Source organism: Amycolatopsis sp. M39 (genome assembly GCF_001651785.1).
In the GTDB taxonomy this organism is placed as follows: domain Bacteria; phylum Actinomycetota; class Actinomycetes; order Mycobacteriales; family Pseudonocardiaceae; genus Amycolatopsis; species Amycolatopsis rubida.
Genome location: NZ_LWSF01000004.1, coordinates 476,128 through 496,689, shown reverse-complemented (window position 1 = coordinate 496,689; position 20,562 = coordinate 476,128). Strand labels below are relative to the sequence as shown.

The 20,562-nt window shown below is 70.2% G+C and carries 20 protein-coding genes; 13 read left to right on the top strand and 7 right to left on the bottom strand.

Annotated features, from left to right (window positions below):
• Positions 1–2: 2 nt before the first annotated feature.
• Positions 3–1,295 (top strand): amidohydrolase, encoded by a 1,293-nt coding sequence (locus tag A4R44_RS12885; protein ID WP_067579537.1) that lies wholly within the window; start codon positions 3–5, stop codon positions 1,293–1,295.
• Between the two features lie 8 nt (positions 1,296–1,303).
• Positions 1,304–1,648: a DUF3099 domain-containing protein gene (locus A4R44_RS12880; RefSeq protein ID WP_067579535.1), complete on the top strand. Its 345-nt coding sequence runs from the start codon at positions 1,304–1,306 to the stop codon at positions 1,646–1,648.
• 137 nt (positions 1,649–1,785) lie between these two features.
• Here the strand turns inward: A4R44_RS12880 and A4R44_RS12875 are convergent, their stop codons facing one another.
• The 3 genes from A4R44_RS12875 to A4R44_RS12865 are packed head-to-tail and all read right to left on the bottom strand — an operon-like array spanning position 1,786 to position 4,232.
• The gene (locus A4R44_RS12875; protein WP_067579533.1) at positions 1,786–2,655 is read right to left on the bottom strand and encodes a carbohydrate kinase family protein; all 870 of its coding nucleotides are present in this window, start codon (positions 2,653–2,655) and stop codon (positions 1,786–1,788) included.
• The gene (locus A4R44_RS12870; RefSeq protein ID WP_067579530.1) at positions 2,652–3,566 is read right to left on the bottom strand and encodes a pseudouridine-5'-phosphate glycosidase; all 915 of its coding nucleotides are present in this window, start codon (positions 3,564–3,566) and stop codon (positions 2,652–2,654) included. Before A4R44_RS12870 ends, A4R44_RS12875 begins: the two co-directional genes overlap by 4 nt.
• A gap of 9 nt (positions 3,567–3,575) precedes the next feature.
• Positions 3,576–4,232 carry a hypothetical protein gene (locus A4R44_RS12865; protein WP_067579528.1) on the bottom strand — a complete coding sequence of 219 codons (657 nt, stop codon included), beginning with the start codon at positions 4,230–4,232 and terminating at the stop codon, positions 3,576–3,578.
• Positions 4,233–4,316: 84 nt separating this feature from the next.
• Here A4R44_RS12865 and A4R44_RS12860 point away from each other — a divergent pair, with 84 nt between their 5' ends.
• Both A4R44_RS12860 and A4R44_RS12855 read left to right on the top strand, forming a co-directional pair.
• A complete protein-coding gene (locus A4R44_RS12860; protein ID WP_067579526.1) occupies positions 4,317–4,559 on the top strand; it encodes a DUF3039 domain-containing protein in 243 nt (80 codons plus the stop codon).
• Between the two features lie 128 nt (positions 4,560–4,687).
• The gene (locus A4R44_RS12855) at positions 4,688–5,539 is read left to right on the top strand and encodes a hypothetical protein (RefSeq protein WP_067579523.1); all 852 of its coding nucleotides are present in this window, start codon (positions 4,688–4,690) and stop codon (positions 5,537–5,539) included.
• Positions 5,540–5,541: 2 nt separating this feature from the next.
• On the opposite strand, the gene A4R44_RS12850 is transcribed toward A4R44_RS12855, so the two are convergent.
• Entirely contained in the window at positions 5,542–6,753 is a 1,212-nt protein-coding gene (locus tag A4R44_RS12850) for a YihY/virulence factor BrkB family protein (RefSeq protein WP_095213297.1), read from the bottom strand.
• A 200-nt stretch (positions 6,754–6,953) separates the two neighbouring features.
• Between A4R44_RS12850 and A4R44_RS12845 the strand changes: the two genes are divergently transcribed.
• Positions 6,954–8,711, top strand: a complete 1,758-nt coding sequence (locus A4R44_RS12845; RefSeq protein WP_369805890.1) for a DEAD/DEAH box helicase — start codon at positions 6,954–6,956, stop codon at positions 8,709–8,711.
• Between the two features lie 184 nt (positions 8,712–8,895).
• Here A4R44_RS12845 and A4R44_RS12840 read toward each other — a convergent pair whose 3' ends face one another.
• Entirely contained in the window at positions 8,896–9,636 is a 741-nt protein-coding gene (locus tag A4R44_RS12840) for a class I SAM-dependent methyltransferase (protein WP_232791582.1), read from the bottom strand.
• A gap of 148 nt (positions 9,637–9,784) precedes the next feature.
• Here A4R44_RS12840 and A4R44_RS12835 point away from each other — a divergent pair, with 148 nt between their 5' ends.
• The 5 genes from A4R44_RS12835 to A4R44_RS12815 all read left to right on the top strand — a co-directional run bounded on the left by A4R44_RS12835 (position 9,785) and on the right by A4R44_RS12815 (position 15,603).
• On the top strand, positions 9,785–10,417 hold the full coding sequence (locus tag A4R44_RS12835; RefSeq protein ID WP_067579518.1) for a TetR/AcrR family transcriptional regulator: 633 nt from the start codon (positions 9,785–9,787) through the stop codon (positions 10,415–10,417).
• Positions 10,418–10,848: 431 nt separating this feature from the next.
• On the top strand, positions 10,849–11,985 hold the full coding sequence (locus A4R44_RS12830) for a sugar ABC transporter substrate-binding protein (protein WP_067579515.1): 1,137 nt from the start codon (positions 10,849–10,851) through the stop codon (positions 11,983–11,985).
• 192 nt (positions 11,986–12,177) lie between these two features.
• Positions 12,178–12,951, top strand: a complete 774-nt coding sequence (locus A4R44_RS12825; protein WP_067579513.1) for an ATP-binding cassette domain-containing protein — start codon at positions 12,178–12,180, stop codon at positions 12,949–12,951.
• Positions 12,952–12,968: 17 nt separating this feature from the next.
• The gene (locus A4R44_RS12820) at positions 12,969–14,411 is read left to right on the top strand and encodes a sugar ABC transporter permease (protein ID WP_067579511.1); all 1,443 of its coding nucleotides are present in this window, start codon (positions 12,969–12,971) and stop codon (positions 14,409–14,411) included.
• Positions 14,412–14,433: 22 nt separating this feature from the next.
• Positions 14,434–15,603, top strand: coding sequence for an ROK family transcriptional regulator (locus tag A4R44_RS12815; RefSeq protein WP_067579509.1), 1,170 nt, complete (start codon positions 14,434–14,436; stop codon positions 15,601–15,603).
• A 661-nt stretch (positions 15,604–16,264) separates the two neighbouring features.
• Here A4R44_RS12815 and A4R44_RS12810 read toward each other — a convergent pair.
• The gene (locus tag A4R44_RS12810) at positions 16,265–16,444 is read right to left on the bottom strand and encodes a hypothetical protein (RefSeq protein WP_037358805.1); all 180 of its coding nucleotides are present in this window, start codon (positions 16,442–16,444) and stop codon (positions 16,265–16,267) included.
• A gap of 341 nt (positions 16,445–16,785) precedes the next feature.
• Between A4R44_RS12810 and A4R44_RS12805 the strand changes: the two genes are divergently transcribed.
• From A4R44_RS12805 to A4R44_RS12795, 3 genes are read left to right on the top strand one after another with little or no spacing between them, the layout of a single operon-like run.
• Positions 16,786–17,586 (top strand): DMT family transporter, encoded by an 801-nt coding sequence (locus tag A4R44_RS12805; protein WP_067580172.1) that lies wholly within the window; start codon positions 16,786–16,788, stop codon positions 17,584–17,586.
• A gap of 58 nt (positions 17,587–17,644) precedes the next feature.
• Positions 17,645–18,997 (top strand): glutamine synthetase family protein, encoded by a 1,353-nt coding sequence (locus tag A4R44_RS12800; RefSeq protein ID WP_067579506.1) that lies wholly within the window; start codon positions 17,645–17,647, stop codon positions 18,995–18,997.
• Positions 18,985–19,740 (top strand): hypothetical protein, encoded by a 756-nt coding sequence (locus A4R44_RS12795; RefSeq protein WP_067579504.1) that lies wholly within the window; start codon positions 18,985–18,987, stop codon positions 19,738–19,740. Before A4R44_RS12800 ends, A4R44_RS12795 begins: the two co-directional genes overlap by 13 nt.
• Before the next feature lie 501 nt (positions 19,741–20,241).
• Here the strand turns inward: A4R44_RS12795 and A4R44_RS47850 are convergent.
• On the bottom strand, positions 20,242–20,553 hold the full coding sequence (locus A4R44_RS47850) for a hypothetical protein (protein ID WP_067579501.1): 312 nt from the start codon (positions 20,551–20,553) through the stop codon (positions 20,242–20,244).
• Between the last annotated feature and the right edge of the window lie 9 nt (positions 20,554–20,562).

The window sequence follows — 20,562 nt, the reverse complement described above, 5'->3', positions numbered from 1 at the left end:
CGATGAGCATCGTGACCACCGAGACCACCGAGCGTGTCCTGGCTCCGCTTGAAGCGGCACTGCCGGAGCTTGAAGCGCTGTACGTCGATCTGCACCGTCATCCCGAGCTGGCGTTCACCGAAACCCGCACAGCAGCCGAGCTGGCCCGACGGCTGACTGAAGACGGCTTCGAGGTGCACACCGGCATCGGTCGCACCGGCGTCGTCGGCGTCCTACGCAACGGCGAAGGACCGACTGTGCTGCTTCGTGCGGACATCGACGCGTTGCCGGTCGAGGAGCAGACAGGACTCTCGTACGCGAGCACTGCGCGCGGCGTCGACTCCGAGGGCCGCGACGTGCCGCTGATGCACGCCTGCGGACACGACATGCACGCGACGTGGCTCTCCGGTGCCGCGCACCTTCTCGCGGCTTCGCGGGAGGAGTGGTCTGGCACGTTGCTCGCGCTGTTCCAGCCCGGTGAAGAAGCCGGGGACGGTGCCGCGGGGATGGTTCGCGACGGTCTCTTCGACCGGGTCGGCCGTCCTGACGTGGTCTTCGGGCAGCACATCGTGCCTGGTCCGGCGGGGTGGGTGCTGACTCGTCCGGGCGTGATCATGGCGGCGACCGACACCTTGCGGATCACCCTGCACGGTCGTGGCGGGCACGGGTCGCGGCCGGAAACCACAGTCGATCCGGCGGTGCTGGCGGCGTCCGTGGTGCTCAAGCTGCAGACGATCGTGTCGCGGGAGATCGCCGCGACTGAGCCTGCTGTGGTGACTGTCGGCTCGATGCATGTCGGGACCGCGGCGAATGTGATCGCCGACCATGCCGTGCTGGAGGTCAATACCCGGGCCTTCGACGACGCTGTGCTGCTGCGGCTGCGCAAGGCGATCGAGCGGATTGTGAACGGTGAAGCCGCGGCCGCGGGGGCGCCTCAGCCGCCGACAGTCGAGGTCGTCGCGTCCTATCCGGTCACCGCGAACGACACCGCCGCCTCGGACGAGTTGACCGAGGTGTTTCGCGGGCACTTCGGTGCTGAGGCGACGATGCCCGCGCCGCTGGTCACCGGCAGTGAGGACTTCAGCGAGTTCGGGCGGGCGGCGGGGGTGCCGTCGGTGTTCTGGCTGGTCGGGGGGTTTGACGCGCAGCAGGTGATCACGGCGATGACCGAGGGGCGGTTCGAGACCGACGTGCCCTCGAATCACTCGTCGAAGTTCGCGCCGGTGCTGCATCCGACCTTGCGGACCGGGGTAGAGACGCTGGTCGTCGCCGCGTTGTCCCGGTTTGCCCGCCCGGGTGTCGCGGAAGGGCGGTGAGTGAGACGATGGAACACGGAGGTGGTGCTGTGAACGCACCCCACGGAGCCGATCCCCGCCCCGAGCCGGTGTTGATCACCGAGGCCGAACCGTCGCTGGACGATCAGCTGGCGGCGCGGAAGCGGAAGTACGTCATCATGATGGTGTGCCGGATTCCCTGCCTCATTCTGGCCGGGCTGACCTATCACACGTGGTGGCTGGCGATTGTGTTTCTGGTGATTTCCGTGCCGCTGCCGTGGATCGCGGTGTTGATCGCCAATGACCGGCCGCCTCGGAAGCCGGAGAAGGTCAATCGGTATGCGCGGGACGCCCGGCAGATCGAGGGGCGGAAGCATCGGGTGATCGACGGGTAGCTCGTCGCCTGGGGGCGACATCGCTTGTGGGGGTTGCGTGGGGCACCCCGACGCTTGAGTGTGCTGACGGTTCGGGGNCGTGAGGGGGACCCTGAGGGAATCTGATTCCCTCAGGGTCCCCCTCACGGACTGCTGTCTCAGGGTTGGGGGCCGATGCGGCTTACCGCCAGTGCGCCTAGTTGGGTGCCTGTGCGTAGGACGTCCACTGTGGACTTTCCGGCCAGCCAGGTGGTGAGGACGCCTGCGTCGAAGGCGTCGCCGGCGCCGGTGGAGTCCACGCAAGCCGTTTCCACTGCGGGGACTGAGGAGACGCCGGTCGCGTCGATCCAGCTGGCGCCGTCCAAGCCCGCGGTTACTACTACCGCGCCGACGGTGTTCAGTAGTTCGGTGGCGGAGGCGGGGTCGGAGGAGCCGGTCAGGGCGACCAGTTCTTCGGTGTTCGGCATGAGCAGATCGGTGCCGCGTACGTCGTCCAGGAAGGCTGCGGGGTCGTGGATGTGGGCGGCTGCTTGGGGGTCCACGGAGGTGGTCAGCCCGGCTTCTTTGGCGGCGGCGAGGGCGGCTAGGCCTGCGGGGCGCGAGGAGGGGTCTAGCAAGACATAGCCGGACAGGTGCAGGTGGGTGGATCCGGTCAGCGCTGCGGGGGTGACGTCTTCGGGGGCGAAGCGTTTGTTCGCGCCTCGGTCGGCGAGCATGCTGCGCTGGCCTTCGCCGTCAACGAGGACGACTACGCAGCAGGTGGGAGCTTCAGGGTCGGTCGCGAAGGCGCAGCGGACGCCTGCGGCTTCCAGCTCGGCTCGGATCAGGCGGCCGCCCGAGTCGTCGCCGATTCGGGCGATCAGGGTGGTTTCCGCGCCCAGGGAGCGCAGCCACAGTGCGGTGTTCGCTCCGGCGCCGCCGCCGGTGAAGCGGATTGCTGCTCGGGCGTCGCCGCCGTGGGGGAGAGGCTGGTCGTGCCGGGCGACGACATCGAGACCCGCGTCGCCGACTACTGCGATTCCGGTCACGACAGGGCCACCGCTACCTCGGTCGCGAGTTTGGCGTTGGACAGCACCAAAGCCTCGTTCGCGTCGATGCTGACGCCTTCGCTGGCGGTGTGGAAGTGTTCGAGCAGCACCGGGGTCACGTCCGCGCCGCGCACGTCGGCGTCGGCCAGTTTCGCCAGGCCTTCCCGCAGCAGGCGATCGTGCAGGGAACGGTCCATTTCGGACTCTTCCGGGATCGGGTTTGTCAGCAGTACGCCGGAATTCGCGTAGCGGCGGTGGGCGGAGACGACTGCGGCGGCTTGGTCCGGGTCGTCCACGCGCCAGCCGACGGGGTGACCGGAGGAGCGGAGGTAGAACGCGGGGAAGTCGTCGGTGCGGTAGCCGAGGACGGGCACCGAGTTCGTTTCCAGCACCTCAAGAGTGGCGGGGATGTCCAGGACGGACTTCACGCCGGAGCACACGACTACGGTCGGCGCCTTGGCGAGGACGCCGAGGTCTGCCGAGACGTCCCAGCTCTGTGCCGCGCCCAGGTGCACGCCGCCGAGGCCGCCGGTGGCGAAGACGTCGATCCCGGCTGCCGCGGCGAGCGCCGAGGTGCCGGCGACGGTGGTGGCACCGGAGCGGCCGAGGCCGACTGCGGGACCCAGGTCGCGCAGGGACAGTTTGTCCAGGCCGGCGCCGGGGGCGCAGACGCGCTCCAGTTCGGCGGGGGAGAGGCCGATGACCGGCCGTCCGTCCAGTACGGCGATGGTGGCCGGCACGGCGCCGCCGTCTCGTACGGTTTGCTCGATGCGACGGCCGACGTCGAGATTCCGTCCGTACGGGAGGCCGTGCGAAAGGATCGTGCTTTCGAGGGCGACGACGGGGTGACCGTCACGCAACGCCGAGGCGACTTCCTCGTGGACGAACAGGGGAGTGGTCTGGGTGGTCACGAACGGACATCATCTGTGATCGCCGCGCACACTGCGGCATCGGGTCAGTTCTGCCTGCAGATTTCGCCGCGCGGCGGCTTCCCAGCGTGAGCGGGCGCTTTCGGTGAGGTACAGCACGGGCCGCGCGAGGAGGCTTTCCAGGACAGCGGCGCGGCCGGTCGCCCAGGCGTCGTCGGGGTAGCGCGCGTACTCCTGACGCACGTTGTCTACGTACGCGGCGTACGCAGCAGGTGGTGCGCCGAGGATGGCTAGGTCGGCGTCGAGGAGGGCTGCTGCCGCGAAGTCGTCTTCGGGGGCTTCGTGGGTGGCGGTGGCTAGGACGAGCGCTTCGGCCCTGTCGATGTGCGCGTCGGCAATCCCGGCGCGCGTGAGCCAGCGGCGAAGCCACTCCGCGCTGCGCTGCTCGTCTTCGCTGGGTACGGCGTCGTAGACCACGTCGTGTGCCCACGCGGCTAGTACGACGACAGCGCGTTCGTGGAAGGGCAAATCGGCCGCTAGCTGCTCGGCGTCGTGCGCGACGGCGGTGGCGTGGGCCAGGTCGTGGTAGCGGCGGTGCGGTTCGGTGTAGCGCGTTTCGAGGTCGGCCCAGGCGTCGTGGCCGACGTGGTGGTCGCCGCCGAGGAGGGCGAGGCAGCTGTGCCAGCGGGGTGCGGACTCGTGCGGCATCCGGGCTCCTGAAGGGTCCCATGGCAGGTCAAGCGAGCCTAGCCGGGCATTACCGCGGGCGCGGCGCTGAGGCATGATGGTGGGGTGAGCACCGAAACGCTGACCAAGCCGGAGACCGACAGCACCGAGTCGACCGACGACGACTCGCCGAAGATGTTCCACTACGTGCGCAAGAACAAGATCGCCGAGAGCGCGGTCATGGGCACGCACGTCGTGGCGCTCTGCGGCGAGGTCTTCCCGGTCACGAAGTCGCCCAAGCCGGGGTCGCCGGTCTGCCCCAAGTGCAAGAAGATCTACGAGGGCCTCCGTCCCGGCGCCGACGACTGAGCGGGCTTCCCGCGCGTCCCGGTGCGCGGGAACAAAGGTGAAAACCCTTCACTCGGTGGCTGTGCACCCGGGGAGGAACTGGTAGACCTGCACTCCGGCCAGTCGCCTCCCCGCAGGAGTGTCCCCGTATGCGCGCAACCGGGATCGTGCTTTCCCTCGTCGTCCTGATGTCCGCCTTCAGCACCGTCGCGGCGGGTGCCGCGGACGCGGTGACCGGATGGACCACCGTCGGCTCAGACCGGGCTCGCCCGCTCGACGAGAGCCAGGGCCTCGCCACTGTCGAGCGCTCGTCGGGCACCAGCATCCGCTACACCGGCCTCGGCACGGTCGACCCGGGCCTCGCGTCGAAGGGCTGGAACCACATCGGCGACCCGGGGTCGGCGAAGGGCTGGTATGTCGAGCCCTACCAGCGCGACGACCGCGGCGCGAAACTCTTCCGCGTCGAGGCGCCGGACGGCTCCCGCGCCGACTACCAGCACGCGCTGGAGTCGTGGGAGGCCAACAACAATTCGTTCGCCGCGGTGTCGCCCGACGCGCGCTGGCTGGTGTCCGGCGAGTGGGGCACGATGGACCGCCTGCTCGTCTACCCGATGCCCGGCGTCGCGGCCGCCGATCCCGGCCAGAACCTGCCGTACGCGTCGGCGATCCGGCTCGACCACCCGGTGCGCGACGTCCAAGGCTGCGATTTCGTGTCCGCGACCCGGCTCATGTGCTCCTCCGACGACCCGGACGGCAGCCTCTTCGGCACCACCAAACCGTTGCTGCAGGTCGATCTCTCCGGTTCGGTCGCCGGCTCCGACGTCACCGGGCACGTCACCTCGCTCGGCCAGCTTCCGCTGGAAAGCGGATGCGGCGGCAACTTCGAGGTGGAGGGCATCGACTACGACGAACGCGACGGCGGCACCCTGCGCGTGGTCGTGATGTCGCCGAGCGTCTGCATCGCTTTCGACAGCAAGACGTGGCGGTTCCGCCAGGGCTGACCTCAGCCCTGCTGCGAGCGCGGTTCCGGGCCGGGAGACGGCTCGGAACCGGTTCGTTCGTCCGGACGCTCGGGCCGCGCGAGCCGGACGGTCTCCGATTCGGGGTGGTTCACCTCGGCGCCGTTCGGCTCGTCGTGGCCTTCCTCGGAGTCATCCGGGTGCCGTTTCGGCCGCCGCAACGGCATCGTCGTGCGGTCCCACAGCCGGCGGCCCTCCTCGGCCCGCATCCGCTCGTTCGCGCGTTCCATCTCCAGCCGCCGCCACTTGCGCCGCTGCCGCCGGGTCGCCTTCGCGGGCCACAGTTCCTGGATCGCGCTGTTGAAGTACGCGCCGCCGACCACCGCGAGGCCGATGAAGAACATCAGCAGCAGGAACGCGATCGGGGCGGCCAGCGCGCCGTAGGTGTAGCCGGTCTTGGTGATCCAGTTCAGGTAGATCCGCAGCCCGATGCTCGACACCAGGAACACCACGCCGGCCAGCATCGCGCCCGGCAGCCCGCGGTGCCACGGCAGCCGGCGCGGCAGCGCGAGCTTGTACAGCGTCGTCAGCGCGAGCGCGATCATCACGCCCAGCACCGGGTAGTAGAGCGTGCCGACCCAGGACGAGACCGTCGGCCGCCAGTCGAGCGGGAAGAACTCCGGCAGCAGGTCCGGCCCGATCGCCAGCAGCGGCAGCCCGACGACGAGCCCGATCAGCGCGCACAGGTACAGCAGCAGCGCGAAAATCCGCTGCCACACCTCGTTGCGGACGCCGTACTGGTCGTGCGCGACGGTGATCGCGTCGACGAACGACGACATCGCCGACGAACCCGCCCACAGCGAGATGACGAAGCCCACGGACACGATCTCGCCCTTGCCGACGGTGAGGATGCTGTTCACCGTCGGTTCGATGATCTCCTGCACCGCGTTGGCGCTGAAGATGGTGTGGCTGAACGTGATGATCCGGTCGTGCACCGCGGTGACCACGTTCTGGCCGAACCACTCGCCGATGAAGCCGACGCTGCCCAGCAGCCCGAGCAGCAGCGGCGGGAGCGACAGCGTCTGCCAGAACGCCGCCTCGGCGGCCTCGGAGAAGATGTTGCCGTCCCACGCCTTCGCGAGCGTGCGGGTGATGAGCCGCCACGGCCCTCTGCGCACGGTCTTCTCCGGCACGCTCTTGTTCGGCTCTGCCTCGCCGGCGTCCGGTGTCACCTCGCCCATGGTGTGTCCCAGCATGGTCCATGCGTGCGGTTTTGGCTCGTCAGCCCCGCCGAGAGGGAGCGTGTCGGACGACACCACCCGTGGCGGTGGCGGGCGCCCGGGGACTCGGAAGGTAAGCTGGCCGACGTGCCCTCATCGCGGCGCCCGGCGGCGAAGCCGGTGCCACAGTGGGGGTTTTCGCACGTCACGGCCGCGCCGAGCGGTCCGAGGAGGGGGTGAACCGAGTTTTGTCCGAGACGACCCAGCCGGTCCTCGGGGCGCCGCCCGCAGAGAAGGACTCCACCGCGCGCCCGCTGCGCGCCTGGCAGCGCCGAGCGCTCACGAAGTACCTGTCGAGCCGGCCGAAAGATTTCCTCGCGGTCGCGACGCCGGGCGCGGGCAAGACCGTCTTCGGCCTCCGGATCGCCGCCGAACTGCTTTCGGACCGCACCGTCGAGGCCGTCACGATCGTCACGCCCACCGAGCACCTGAAGCACCAGTGGGCGTCCGCGGCCGCGGCGGCGGGCATCCCGATCGACTCGAACTTCCGCAACACCACCGGCGTCACGTCGTCGGACTACCGCGGTGTCGCGGTCACCTACGCGCAGGTCGCCGCGCACCCCACGCTGCACCGGGTGCGCACGGAGAACCGCAAGACGCTGGTGATCCTCGACGAGATCCACCACGCGGGCGACGCGAAGTCCTGGGGCGACGCGACCAGCGAGGCGTTCACGCCCGCGGTCCGCAGGCTCGCGCTCACCGGGACGCCGTTCCGCAGCGACGACTCGCCGATCCCGTTCGTCGCCTACGAACCGGACGGCGGCGGGTTCCAGCGCAGCAAGGCAGACCATTCCTACGGCTACTCCGACGCGCTCGCCGACGGCGTGGTCCGGCCGGTCGTCTTCCTCGCCTACTCCGGCGAGGCCTCGTGGCGCACCAGCGCGGGCGAGGAGTTCACCGCGCGGCTGGGCGAACCGCTCACCGCGGAGCAGAACGCGCGTGCCTGGCGTACCGCGCTCGATCCGGCGGGCGAGTGGATCCCGGCGGTGCTGCAGGCCGCCGACACGCGGCTCAGCCAGGTACGGCAAGGAATCCCGGACGCGGGCGGCCTGGTGATCGCCACCGACCAGGAAACCGCGCGCGCCTACGCCAAGATCCTGGAGCGGATCTGCGGCGAAACGCCGACGCTGGTGCTGTCCGACGACCCGAAGGCGTCCGGGCGGATCAAGGAGTTCTCCGAGACCAGGGAACGCTGGATCGTCGCGGTCCGGATGGTGTCCGAAGGCGTCGACGTCCCGCGGCTGGCCGTCGGCGTGTACGCGACCAGCGCGTCCACCCCGCTGTTCTTCGCTCAGGCCATCGGCCGCTACGTGCGGGCCCGGAAAAAGGGCGAGACGGCGAGCATCTTCCTGCCGAGCGTGCCGGTGCTGCTGGAGCTGGCCAGCGAGCTGGAAGCGCAGCGCGACCACGTGCTCGGCAAACCGCATCGGGAGAAGGAAGGCTGGGACGACGAACTGCTCGCCCAGGCCAACCGCACCGAGGACGAACCGGGCGAGGAGGAGAAGGCGTTCACTTCGCTGCACGCCTCGGCCGAACTCGACCAGGTCATCTACGACGGCAACTCGTTCGGCACCGCGGTCTTCTCCGGCTCCGACGAGGAGCAGGAGTACCTCGGCCTTCCCGGCCTGCTGGAGCCCGACCAGGTCCGCGCGCTGCTGCGCAAGCGGCAGGAAGAGCAGGTCTCCGACGAGAAGCGGCGCAAGCCGAAGACCGAGGAGCCGGCCGCGCCGCCGGTCCGGTCGCAGTCGGTGAGCGAACGGCTCGGCGCGCTGCGCAAGGAACTCAACGCGCTGGTCGGCGTGTACCACCACCGCACGAAGAAACCACACGGCGCGATCCACAACGAACTGCGCCGCCAGTGCGGCGGCCCGCCCACCGCGATGGCGACGGTGGAGCAGCTCGAAGAGCGGATCGTCACGCTGCGCTCGTGGTAGTCGCTGGTCGCGGTGGGCCGGCGGGCGAACCGGTTCTCCGGTGCTGGGCAGCGGTGAGCCGACGGGATTCGCCAGGCAGTCGACGCGATCCCGGGAAGACCGCGCCGCCGGTGTCCCCGACGCGCCGCCCGCGGCCGGACCGGACCGCCCTCGTGCGCTGACTGCGACGTTGCCGCTCCCGGCGTCAACGCCCGGCGGTCACGACCCAGACTCCGCCGGGGATCCGCATCCCGAGCGGAGTCTCGAACTCGCCGAGCGCGTCCCGGACCTGGTCACGGAGCCCGGCGAGGACGTCCGCGTCCACGCTGCGCAGAGTGTGCCGGATCGGTGCCATCGAGAAGACGAAGTCCGTCGCGTCGCGGGCGTCCGCTCCGAAGCCCATGTCCGCGTTCACCGGGCTGATCTCGATGTCGCGGAAGCCTGCTGCGGTGAGCACGTCGGTGATCCGCTCGGGGGCCAGCAGCGAACCCATGCCGCGGGCGGCCGGGGAGGGCTCGCGGAGGTAGGGCGTGAGCACCGCAGTCGCGCGGGCATAGGCGTTGCCGGCGTCGCCTGGCTGTGGTCCCACGAAGGCGAGCCGCCCGCCCGGAGCCATCGCTTCGCGAAGATGCTCGAACGTCGCGACCAGGTCGGCGAAGAACATCACGCCGCCCCGGCTGATGACGACGTCGAAGCCGGGCCCGTCGAACGGGTGCACCTGCGCGTCTCCCCGCTCGAACGCGATGTTGGCGATGCCTTCGGCCGCCGCGTCCCGGCGGGCCCTTTCCCGTTGCGGCTCCGAAAGATCGATGCCCAGCGCGTGCCCGTTCCCGGCCTTTCTCGCGGCCAGCCTGGTGGTGAGCCCTGTCCCGCAGCCCACGTCGAGGACGGCGTGCCCGGCCTGGATGCCCGCCGCGTCGAAAAGCGGCGCGTCGAAGGCTTCCATCATCCCGTTGTAACGATCCGGGCGGGCCGCCCAGAGTTTGCCCTCCCAGCCGTTCCACGCTTCGGACTGCCGCAGATTGGCGATCGCCGTCAGCCCGGTCCCCCTCCTCGCCCTGACTAGAGTCGGACTCTAGTGTTTGACTCCAGTCATGAGTGGTGTCAAGGGCGCCCGATCCGCTCGGGCCGCGGAAACCCGGCGGCGCATCCTCGCGGCGGCCACGGAGCTCTTTCTCGCCGGCGGCTACGGCGCGACCACGCTTCAGCAGGTCGCGGACCGGGCGGGCGTGGCGGTCCAGACCATTTACTTCACCTTCCGCAACAAGCCGGCGCTGCTGAAGGAACTGGTCGACGTCGCGATCGCCGGCGACGACGGTCCGCTGGCGACGATGGAGCGGCCGTGGTTCGCCCGGGCGACAGACGCGCCGGACGCACGGAGCGCGCTGAACGCGCTCGTCACCGGCAGTCGTGCTGTGCTCGAACGCGTCGCCGCCGTCGCCGAGATGGTCCGTATCGCGACCGCGGCTCACCCTGAGCTGCGCGACCTGTGGCCGGATCACGAGGATCCGCGCCATACCGTGCACACGGCGGCGGCGAAGGCGCTGGCGGGAAAGCCAGGGGCCGCCACCGGTCTCGACGTCGGAAGGGCGGCGGATGTCCTCTACGCGCTGCTCAGCCCAGAGCTGTTCCTGATCCTCACCCGTGACCGCGCATGGCCGCCCGAGGTGTGGGAGCGCTGGGCGGAAGACACTCTGGCCGCGCAGCTGCTCACGCCGGGGGCCTGAGCGGGGTGTCCCGTCGAACAGGCTTACCGGTCACTTCGCACTGCCGGTAGCGGCGGCCGGCCGGCGCAGCGAGCTACGCAGAGTGCGTGTCGCATTCGTGCCGCCGGAGCACTCCGCAACGCGCTCCCTCTCCTGGTAGAACGGTTCGTCCGGTTCGATCCGGGCGCCTGAACGGGCACCCCTGCCGTCCGGACCGGACAAGACCGGACAAGTTCTCGTTACGTTCGGTACGTGGCCGGGATCACTCCGTCAGACGGGCCGCTCAATGCGGGCCGTGTTGCCGAACTGTGTCCATTTGGTGTCGGTTACTCGATCCCGCCATCTTCCGCGGAGCCGCTCCGCGGCATATGTTGTCGGCCACAACATATCTGCGACGGTGCACGGGGACCTTCTCCGATCACCCCGCGAGCATGATCGGAGAAGGAACGAGGATGCGCAGCAGAACCCTTACCCTCATCGCCGCGACGGTGAGCGCCGGCCTGGCGCTTTCGGCCTGCGGCGCCAACAGCTCGGGCTCGGGGAACTCGGGGGACGGCACCAGCTCCGCCTCCGCCCCGGCCGGCGGCGGCGCCAGCGGCAAGGTCGGCGTGATCCTGCCGGAGACCGCCACCTCGGCCCGCTGGGAGGCCTTCGACAAGCCGATGCTGCAGGCCGCGCTCTCCGCGCAGGGCTTCAGCGCCGACATCCAGAACGCCCAGGGCGACAACCAGAAGTTCTCCACCCTCGCCGACGGCTTCATCAGCTCGGGCGTCAAGGTGCTGATCATCGCCCCGTCCGACCCGGCGGTCGGCGCGGCGATCGAGGCCAAGGCCAAGAACGCCGGCATCCCGGTCATCGACTACGACCGCCCGAGCCTCGGCGGTTCGGCCGACTACTACGTCTCCTTCGACAACGAGAAGGTCGGCGAAATCCAGGCACAGGGCCTCGCGGACGCGCTGAAGAGCAAGCCGGGCGCCAACGTCGTCCAGATCGAGGGCGCGCCGACGGACAACAACGCGACCCTGTTCGCCAACGGCCACGACAAGGTCCTCAAGCCGCTGTATGACTCCAAGGCGCTGAACCTCGTGCAGAAGCAGGCCATCGACAACTGGGACGCCCAGGTCGGCGGCACGACCTTCGAGCAGATCTTCACCCGGGTCAACGGCAAGGTCGACGGCGTCGTCGCGGCGAACGACGAACTGGCCGGCGCGGTGATCACCGTGCTGAAGAAGAACGGCCTCAACGGCAAGGTCCCGGTCACCGGCCAGGACGCGACCGCGGCCGGGCTGCAGGCGATCCTGCGCGGCGACCAGACGCTGACGATCTTCAAGCCGATCAAGGAAGAGGCCGAGAACACCGCGAAGCTGGCCGCCGCACTGGCCAAGAACGACAAGGCCGGCGCGGACGCGATCGCCACCGGCAAGCTGCACGACCCGAAGAACAACCGCGACCTGAAGTCGGTGCTGCTGCAGCCGCAGCTGATCACGATCAAGGACATCAAGACCGTCGTCCAGCAGGGCTACGTCAAGGCGTCCGACATCTGCACCGGCGACCTCGCCGCCAAGTGCACCGAAAACGGCATCTCCTGACGCCGGCTGTGCCGAATGGCGCCGATCCGGCCACAGCCACGGCCCGATGACTTCGCCGCAACGGCTGCCTGCCGTTTCGGGGGCGGCCTGCTTCGGCCGGATCGGCACCTGTCCGCAAGAGCAGCCGGGCCGGGACGCGTCCCCCCGACGCGCGTCCCGGCCCGGTATCCACGCGAGAGACAAGCGAATCCCATGAGCGAGCCCATTCTCGACATCACCGGCCTGAACAAGAGCTTCGGCCCGGTCCACGTCCTGCACGACGTGGACTTCGCCGTGCGGGCGGGCGAAGTGACCGCGCTCGTCGGCGACAACGGGGCCGGCAAGTCCACTTTGGTCAAATGCATCGCGGGCATCCACCCGTACGACACCGGATCCGTCCGGTTCAACGGCGCGGACGCGCACATCCGCGGTCCCAAGGACGCCGCCGAACTCGGCGTCGAGGTCGTCTACCAGGACCTCGCCCTAGCCGACAACCTCGACATCGTGCAGAACATGTTCCTCGGCCGCGAGCGCGGCAGCAGCTGGCTGCTCGACGAGGCCAGCATGGAGAAGGCCGCGCGCGAGACGCTGGCGTCGCTGGGCGTGCGCACGGTGAAATCCGTCCGCACCCCGGTTTCCTCGCTGTCCGGCGGGCAGCGCCAGACTGTCGCGATCGCGAAATCCGTGCTGTGGAACAGCAAAGTCGTCATCCTCGACGAACCGACCGCGGCGCTCGGCGTCGCGCAGACCAAGCAGGTGCTCGATCTGGTGCGCCGGCTGGCCGAACAGGGCCTCGGCGTGGTGCTGATCAGTCACAACATGGCCGACGTGTTCGAGGTCGCGGACCGGATCGCGGTGCTGTACCTCGGCCGGCTGGTCGCGGAGGTGCAGACCGGCGACGTGACGCACAGCCAGGTCGTCGAACTCATCACCGCGGGCCGATCGGGCGATCTCGGCCTGGCCCGTCCCGAAGCTGTCGCGCTGTGAGCGAGAAAGAACCCGCCATGACCGAAACTTCCGAGAAGCCGCAGACGCCGGACGCGCCCGCCGGGGCGATCACCGACTTCGGCATCGACACCACCTCGCTGTCCACCGGCGAGGCGATCAAGGACTACTTCGCGCGGATGAAGGACGGGCAGCTCGGCTCGATTCCCGCCGTGCTCGGCGTGATCGTGCTCGCTGTCCTGTTCAGCGCGCTCTCCGGCGACTTCTTCACGCTCCGCAACATCGCCAACCTGCTGGAGCAGGGCGCGGGGCAGACCATCATCGCGATGGGCATCGTGTTCGTGCTGCTGCTGGGCGAGATCGACCTGTCCGCGGGCACCGCGTCCGGCGTCTGCGCGTCGCTGATGGCGATGCACTACGTCCACAATGGAAACCTGCTGGGCTCCATGGGAACCGGCGTCTTCATCACGTTCATCGCGGTGCTCGTGCTCGCGGTGGTGCTGGCGCTGCTGCAGAAGATCTGGGCCGGGGCGGCGGTTTCGCTGGTCGGCATCGTGGTGATCCTGGTCGGCGCGCCGGTCAACGCGTGGGTCGAAATGCTCATCGCGGTCTGCACCGGCACCGCGATCGGCTGCATCACCGGTTTCCTGGTGTCGAAGATCGGCATGCCCTCCTTCGTCGTCACGCTGGCGCTGTTCATCGTCTGGCAGGGTGTGATCCTGCAGTTCGTCGGCGAAGGCGGCACGCTGCCGATCAGCACGAGCGACACGCTCAACGCGGTCGCCAACGGCAACCTCTCGGTCGCCGGCAGCTGGGTGCTGTTCGTGGTCGCGGCCGGCGGATACGCGGTGCTCGCGCTCGGACAGCATTTCTCGCGGCTGAAGCGCGGGCTGGTGGTCCAGCCGACGCCGATCGTGCTGGCGAAGGTCGGCGCCATNGGCGCCATCGCGGTCGTCGCCGCGATCGCGACCTACCTGTTCACCGTCAACCGGGCGTCGAACGACCTCGTCGTGATCGCGGGCGTGCCGTACGTGGTGCCGATCGTCCTGGTCCTGCTGGTGGCGGGCACCTACGTGCTCAACCGTACCAAGTACGGGCGGCACCTGTACGCGGTGGGCGGCAACAAGGAGGCCGCGCGCCGCGCCGGCATCAACGTGCCGAAGCTGCGTACCAGCGTGTTCGTGATCAGCTCGTCGTTCGCGGCGATCGGCGCGATCGTGTACTCGTCGAAGGTCGGTTCCGTCAGCGGCCAGTCCGGCGGCCTGAACACGCTGCTGTTCGCGGTCGGCGCGGCGGTCATCGGCGGCACCTCGCTGTTCGGCGGCAAGGGCCGGATCATGGACGCGGTGATCGGCGGCGCGGTGCTGGCGATCGTGAACAACGGTCTGGGCCTGCTGCAGCAGAAGGCCGCGGTGGTCAACATCATCACCGGCCTGGTGCTGCTGCTGGCCGCTTCGGTGGACGCGTTGTCGCGACGGCGGGCTGAGGCGTCGGCACGCTGAGGGCAGATGGGAAGATGACCCGGTGAGCAGCCCGCCCGTCGCCCGCCCGGACGAGGTGCGCCGGCACAACCGCACAACCCTGTTGCGCCTGCTGCACGTCGGCGGGCCCAGTACGCGGGCTGCCCTGGCCACCGAACTGGGGCTCAACCGGAGCACCATCAAAACCCTCGTCGACGGTCTCGCCGAGGCTGGCGTGGTCGAGGAAAAAGTGCCGAGGCCGGGGCGAGGGGCGGGCCGCCCCTCGCTCCTGGTCCTGCCGCAGCCGCACGCCGCCGTCGTCCTCGCGGTCGACCTGCAAGTCGAGCACGTGGCGATCGCGCTGGTCGGGCTCGGCGGGCAGATCCTCGGGCGCAACAGCTGGAACCTGCATGCCCGGACGCGGACCGCGGACGAGGTGATCACGCACGTGATCGAGTCGACCCGGGTGCTGGCCGGGGACCTCGGCGTGGAGCCGGTGGGGGTCGGCGTGTCGGTGCCGGGGGTGGTGCGGCGGGCCGACGGGCTGGTGCACGAGGCGCCCAACCTGCGGTGGACCGACGTGGCGCTCGGGGACCGGCTGTCGGGAGTGTTGCGGATTCCGGTCCTGGTGGCCAACGACGCCGAACTGGGCGCAGTTGCCGAGCATGTGCGCGGGGCGGCTCGGGGGTCTTCGGATTCGGTGTACGTGTCCGCGGATGTCGGCGTCGGCGGCGGGGTGATTTCACAGGGGTCTTCGCTGCGCGGGGGCGCGGGGTATGTCGGCGAGATCGGGCATATGGCGATCCGGCCTGGCGGACGGGCTTGTTACTGCGGCAGCCGCGGCTGCTGGGAGACCGAGATCGGCGAGGCGGCGCTGTGCCGGGCCTTGGGGTTGCCGGAGGACACGCCGCGCGGGGCGATTCTCGTCGAGCTGCGGGAGCTGGGGCTGGATGCCGTCACGGCTGCTTCCCGGTTGGCGGAGTACGCGGAGTGGCTCACGCTGGGGCTGGTCAACGTGGTCAACCTGCTCGGGCCGGAGCTGGTGGTGCTCGGGGACCTGCTGACTGTGCTGCCGGAGTCGGTGATGCGGGCGGTCGCCGAGGAGGTCCGGGGGCGGAGTTTGGTTTCCCGGGCGGCCGGGGGGACTCGGATCGTCAGTTCGGCGCTGGGCGCGGATGTGAAGTTGCTGGGGGCGGCTGAGGTGGCGTTTGAGGTGGTTCTGGACACGGTGTGAGGCTGGGGGCGGCTCGTCGCCTGGCGGCGACATCGCTTGTGGGGGTTGCGTGGGACACCCCGAAGCTTGAGTGTGCTGACGGTTCGGNTCGCCTGGCGGCGACATCGCTTGTGGGGGTTGCGTGGGACACCCCGAACCGCAGGGTAGCTTCGGATCGGGGTTGGGGGAGGGCTGGGTGCCTCGGCTGGGTGAGTGCACTGGTGCGGGTTTAGGGCTCTTTGACGTTCCGTGAGGGGAACGTTTGGCTGATGCGGTCCGGGGGCGTGCTGGGAGGCAGCGGGCACGGCGAGCGCGGGTGGCGGCAGGAATGCCGGTGGGAATGCCTGGGGCGGCTGAGGCGGTGCCAGGGTGCCGTTTGACCTCGCCCCGTGCCGCGTCGGGCGGGTGGGACGCGCCGAATGCCACGTTGGGTGCGCTCGACGCAGCGAATGCCGTGTTGGGTGGCTCGACGTGCCGAACGCCGCGTTGGGTGCATCGGGTGCAGCCGAATGCGGCATTCGGGCGGGCCGTCTCGGCGCGGCGGGGCGGAGAATCGCGGCGGGGCGGGGGAGCCGAGGCTTCCGGCCTGCCTCCGCCCAAAGAACAGGCCCTGAAAAACACCGGAGGCGGCCAGCGCGCCTGCGCCTGCCGCCTCCGGGGAGCTGCCTGTCGGTGAGCGAACTTACTTCTGGATCTCCGCGGCCAGTTCCTTGAGCTTGGCCTCGTGCTCGCGGGCGTGGTGCCCGCAGAAGAGCAGCTCGCCTCCGGAGCTGAGGACAGCGCGTACCTGAGCTGCTGCTCCGCACCGGTCGCATCGGTCGGCTGCGGTCAATTCGGGGCGGGTGAGCGTCGGTGTTGTCATGGGGGTCTCCCTCCGTCCCGGCACCGGTCGCCCGGTGCCTCGATCCAGCTACGCCCACTTCGGTCTCGATGCCTTCGGCGGGGATCGCTTCCGGCTCCGCGGTGTTCGTGCTTCCACTCTTGCAGACGTTTGGCGGCCCGCAAGTGTTCCCGCGCCGGTGGGAGGTGCGTCACGCCGAATTAGCCCGGTTGCCGCAACGGCGTCCCACCCCGTAGGACCAGACCACCCGGCGCGGGGCGTTTTCCGTGGTCAGGCACCATGCGGGAGTGGGCATTGCACTCTCCTGGAAACGCGTGAACGCGATTCCGGCGCCGGTCTTGTTCGTTCTCAGCGGAATTTCGATGTATGCCGGTGCGGCCATCGCGGTCGACCTTTTCGGGCACGCCACGCCCTCCGGGGTTGCGTGGCTGCGCTGTCTCGGGGCGGCCGTCGTGCTGGTGCTGTGGCGGCGGCCGCCGAAAGCCGCCTGGCGGGGCAGGCGGTTGCTGCTCGCGGGCGCTTTCGGCGTCGTGACTGCCGGGATGAACGTGGTCTTTTACGAGGCCATCGCGCGGCTGCCGCTGGGCACGGTGGTCGCGCTGGAGTTCGCCGGTCCGGTGGTCGTCGCGGCGATCGGGTCGCGGACCCGGCGGGATCTGATCGCGCTGGTCCTGGTGGCCCTCGGGGTGGTCGCGATCGCCGATGTGCGGATCGCGGGCAGTCCGCTCGGCGTCGTGTTCGCGCTGGCCGCGGCGGCTGCTTGGGCGGGATACATCGTGCTCGGCAAGCGGGTCGCCCTCGGCGGGGACGGGCTGGATTCGCTGGCGGTCGGGTTCGTGGTGGCGACCCTCGTGCTGTCGCCGCTCGCGCTGGGCACCGGGGAAGTGTGGGGTTCGCCACGCATGCTGCTGCTCGGGGTCGGCGTGGGCGTGCTGTCGACCGTTGTGCCGTACGCGCTCGACCAAGTGGTCCTGCGCCGTCTCGGGCAGGCGCGGTTCGCGGTGCTGCTGGCATTGCTGCCGGTGACGGCGGGGGTCGTCGGGTTCCTGGTGCTCGCGCAGGTGCCGAGCGTCGTCGAAGCGATCGGGACGCTCGCCGTCGTCGCCGGGGTGGCGTTGCGCGGCCGTGACGACTCCGGGCCGGTCGCTGAGCCGCCGGGGTGAACATTCGCGGATGGCCCGGACGGCGCGGGCCCGCGATACTGGTGCCGAGGAGGTTGCCATGACCAAGGCGGCGTCGGCGGCGGCGAAGGACCTGGCCGCGGCGGGGGTCGGCGGCGTCCACCTGGCCTGGGCGGACAACAACGGCATCCCGCGCTCGCGCGTGGTCCCGGTCGGCGGCCTGGCCGACGCGGCCGTCCGCGGCGTGGGCGCGACCTCGCTGTTCGCGGTCTTCGACAGCCACGACGCCATCACCTACGCCCATTCCGGCCTCGGCACGCCGTCGGGCGACATCCGGCTCCTGCCGGTCGTGGAACGCCTCCGCAGGCTCGCCGGGCAGCCTGCGCTCGCCTGGGCGCCGGTGCGGCAGCTGGCCGCGGACGGTTCGCCGTGGCCGTACTGCCAGCGTTCCGTGCTGGAGCGGCAGGTCGCCGAGGCGGCGCGGCGTGGTCTCGAATTCCGGGCCGGGTACGAGCTGGAGTTTTCCGTCGCGCCAGCGGGCAGCGAAGACGTCGTGTCCGCGCCGGGACACCGCGGACCCGCGTACAGCCCGCACGCGCTGATCGGCCTCGACGGCTTCATCGCCGCGCTGCTGCACGATTTCGCCGCGAACGGGCTGCAGATCGGCCAGCTGCACGCGGAATACGGCGTGGCACAGCTGGAATTGTCGCTCGCCGCCACGGATCCGGTGTCCGCCGCGGACGATCAGCTTGTGGCGCGCCAGACCATTCACGCGGCCGCGCACGCGCACGGGCTGGTGGTGAGTTTCGCGCCGATGATCGGCCTCGGAGCCGCGGGAAACGGCTGGCACTTGCACACTTCGGTCCGCCGCAAAGGCCGCAACCTCCTGGCTGGCGACGGCGTTCCGGAAGGCGAAGGCGCGGCGTACCTCGGCGGACTGCTGCGGGATCTGCCCGCGCTGACGGCGATCACCGCACCGAGCGTCCCTTCGACGATGCGGTTGCGGCCCGGGTTTTTCGCTGGCGCGTATGCGTTCTGGGGCGTGGAGAACCGCGAAGCGCCGCTGCGGTACGTCCCGGGCACGGCGCTGCTCGGAGCGGAGCACGCGAATGTCGAGCTGAAGACGTCGGACGCGTCGGCCAACCCGTATCTCGCGCTGGCTGTCGTGCTCGCCGCGGGGATGGCCGGGATCGAGGATGCGGCGGTGCTGCCGGAGCCGATCGCGGAGGACCCGGGCGGCTGGAGCGAAGGGGAACGGAACACCGCGGGCGTGCTGCCGCTGCCGGCGAGTCCGTCCGAACAGGACACCGCGCTGCTGGCGAATCCGCGCGTGTCCGGGGCGCTGGGGGACGAGCTGCTCGGCGCGTTCCGCGCGGTGCGCGCCTCGGACGCGGCGTGGGCCGCCGAGCGGGCGCCTGAGGAGATCGTGGCGGCGCATCTGTGGCGGTACTGAACACGGGGCTTTCCGACGTCCACTGGCTTCCCGGCGGGGCGCGCCTGGTCGCCGAAGCCCGAGCGGAACTGCCGCAGAAGGACGGTTTGGCGGCGGCCTTCACCGGACTCGCGGCACTGCGCGCGGCGGACATCGCGGTACCGGACCAGGACGAGGTCGCGATCGCGGCGGGGACCGTGCGCGCGGCGACCAGCCGTCCAGCGGGTGCGTTGTCCCGCGACGACTTCCGTCTTCCGGTGCCGTTCGACGAGACGGCTGCGGGCACCTCGTCGGCCGGACTGGCGCGGGCGATCCGGACGCTGTCGGGGGAGCGGCTCGCGGTGGTTCCGGCGCTGGGGGAGTGGACCGCTTCAACGGTCTCGGATTTGCTGCTGGGCCTGTGGGAATTGCCGCGGGTGGCGGTGCTGGCGCGGCTCGATCCGGCGGAACTCGGCGCGCCGGACACCCCGGAACGCGCGCTGCTGGACTATCTCGACACCGGCATCCCTCCACTGTGGACGAACCGGTGGCGGCCGCCCGCGCCGCACCACGTGCTGATCGCCGGAGTCCGGCTCGGCGCGGAGGGGACGCTGCTGTCCGTTGTGGACACTTACCGCGAGCTGGGCGACAACGGCGTGCACGACCAGCCAGTGGAGTGGGTCGCGGCGGGGCTGGAATCGGTGCTGCTGGTGGCGGATTCCCGGCACGCGGAGGCGTTGGCGCAGGCGGTTTCCTACGCCGGGCTGCGCACCGGCGTGTCGTAGCGTTCCTGCGCGTCCAGCAGTTCTTCCCAGTGCTCGGCGACCCGGCCCTACACCGCCTTCATCGGCTCCAGCAGGCTGCGGCCCAGCGCCGTCAGCGCGTATTCGACGCCCGACGCCGGGTCGGCGTGCGCCGTGCGGGAGACGAGGCCGGTCCTCCAGGCAGCGGATCACCAGCGCGGACCACTTGTCGCCGAACCGGAACGGCTCCTCGAACAGGTCCGGAGGCAAGGGCTGCCGACCGGTCATCGCGGTCTCCTCTCGGAGTATCCCGGAGGGAACCGGCCCCCTGGCTGCCTTCCGGAGCATCCACACTCCAGGAGGTATTCCCACGATGAGCAAGATCGTTGTTTTCGGGGCGGGCGGCGCGGGCACGAGGTCACCGCGGTGGTCCGCGATCCCGCGCGCTACCGCGACTTGGCCGACGTCGTTGCCGGCGACGTCATCAGCGCGGCAGATGTCGCCGCCCTCGCCGCACGACGCGGTCGTCAACGCGGCTGCGGTCTATGGCGAGGGCATCGACCCGCACGCGTTCTTCACCAACGCCGCACACGCTCTCGTCACCGGTTTGTCGCAGGCCCGGCTGGTCGCGGCCGGGTTCCGGCCCTTCTGCCCGGCGCACGCAGCGGGGTTCGAGGTGCTGCGCGGCGAAGGCGCCGGGCTGGACTGGGTGTACGTCAGCCTGGCTCCTTCGACCGCGAAGGAGGCCGCACTGGCCGGTACGAAATCGGCGAGCGCTTCGCCTTCTCCGCCAAGATCTCGTACGCCGAGTTCGCCGTGGCCTCGCTCGACGAGATCGAGAACCCGCGGCACCACCGCGTGCAC